Source organism: Anaerophaga thermohalophila str. Valhall, from assembly GCF_000250735.1.
Lineage (GTDB): Bacteria > Bacteroidota > Bacteroidia > Bacteroidales > Marinilabiliaceae > Anaerophaga > Anaerophaga thermohalophila_A.
The window spans coordinates 1-1,670 of record NZ_AHZV01000175.1; the positions used below are offsets into that span (position 1 = coordinate 1).

General features: G+C 37.8%; 2 protein-coding genes. Both read left to right on the forward strand.

The window, feature by feature from the left end; genetic code table 11:
* Nucleotides 1-692: 692 nt before the first annotated feature.
* Nucleotides 693-926: a type II toxin-antitoxin system VapB15 family antitoxin gene (gene vap15, locus OQ5_RS0109380; protein WP_016777245.1), complete on the forward strand. Its 234-nt coding sequence runs from the start codon at nt 693-695 to the stop codon at nt 924-926.
* The gene (locus OQ5_RS0109385) at nt 901-1,326 is read left to right on the forward strand and encodes a putative toxin-antitoxin system toxin component, PIN family (RefSeq protein WP_026055207.1); all 426 of its coding nucleotides are present in this window, start codon (nt 901-903) and stop codon (nt 1,324-1,326) included. Before vap15 ends, OQ5_RS0109385 begins: the two co-directional genes overlap by 26 nt.
* Nucleotides 1,327-1,670 lie beyond the last annotated feature (344 nt).

A 1,670-nucleotide genomic window follows, 5' to 3' on the forward strand; every position in this document is an offset into this window, starting at 1 on the left:
AAAGGCCAGGGGTGAGTGAAGAGGAAGAAGATAAACGAATATTACAAACTAATACCCTATATGAGCTACGAGCTTAAGACTAACAACTTCCCCCTCCCACTACCCCTCTGACTCCCCTGAAAGGAAGTACCGGGCTGACCCGCAACCCTTCGCAAATTAAAAAATACAAATGGTACAATATAAAAGAAATTCCGCGGTGGGGGTTCCCCTTAAAGGGGTTAGGGGGTGTGCGAAGGAAAAGGAGAACAGCCAAACCTGCATTTTTTATGATTTAAGTGAGCGACGGCATTTTTTAGCATTGCTGAATTTTGCTGCGTTCGGCATTGACACAAACAAGTTTGGTCACTGCTCTCACTTAACGCAAAATTTGTTTACTTTTTTTGCTGTAGAAACGAGCATGGTAACGATTGCAACAATAAGAATATGTATAAATCTTACATGCGAGTTCCATTAGGCCAATAACGTAAGTTTATTATATACTAATGAATTGGAGCGAAGCGTAAATCGTGAACGCCTTATAATTTTTATCTCGTGAACAAAAAAAGTAAAAGCCCGCGCGGCTTGAGCGCAAAAAGTTAAACGCTTTTTTTTTGCCGGACAGCAGTAATAATATATGAATAATGAAGATTAAAGGCATTGTTATAGTTACCCGGTTTTTGTATCTTTGAATTAACCCATAAAAAACAACAAACATGCAAACTATTAATATAGAACTCAACAAAAACCAATTCCTGAAATCCATCAGAAAGTTGGATGAAAAAGACAAATTGGAAATATATGAAGAGTTAAAAAAATCTTTATTTCCAAACCGTTTTGAAAAATTGCTCAAGTCAACAAAAACCGAGGGACTGTCTTTTGAAGAAATAACAAAGGAAGTAGAAGAAGTCAGACAAAAAAGATATGATGAAGGAAGGCAAGGCCGATAAAGTTATTATCGATACGAATATCTGGATTTCTTTTTTAATTGGTAAACATTTAAAGGGTTTACATCATATTATCGCTTCTGATGTTATAAAAATAATTACATGTAAAGAACAGCTATCCGAATTATCTGAAGTTTTTCAAAAGCCAAAAATCCGTAAATATTTCACCACATATCAAATCCATGAGTTTTTCGATTTATTGGATGATTGTAGTTTATTGATTAAGGTAAAATCAAATGTTGATATTTGCAGAGACCCCAAAGACAATTTTCTTCTTGCTTTAGCTAAAGATGCAAGCGCCCATTTTATTATCAGTGGAGATAATGACCTTCTGACTCTTGAATCTTTTGCCTTAGCCAAAATAATCTCCTACAAAGAATTTGAAGCATTTTTTCTCACATAAAGTAATCTGATCATCTAATCATTGAAGACTATCGCAGGTTTTACCCCCTCCCACTACCCCTCTGACTCCCCTGAAAGGGAGTACCGGGCTGAACCGCAACTCTTAGCAGATTTAAACATACAAATGGTACTATATAAAAGAAATCGTGCGATGGGGGTTCCCCTTTCAGGGGGTCAGGGGGTAGTGCGAAGGGAATTAGGCAAGTAGGAGATTAGGCAAGTAGGTTAATAGAAGCCGCGGGGCGGCGACAGTACGGTAGAATAATATTATGGCACAGAAACTCCCCGAACCGCGGAGCGGTGACAGAGCAGGTTATTAGGTCAATAGGTCAATAGGTCAGTAGT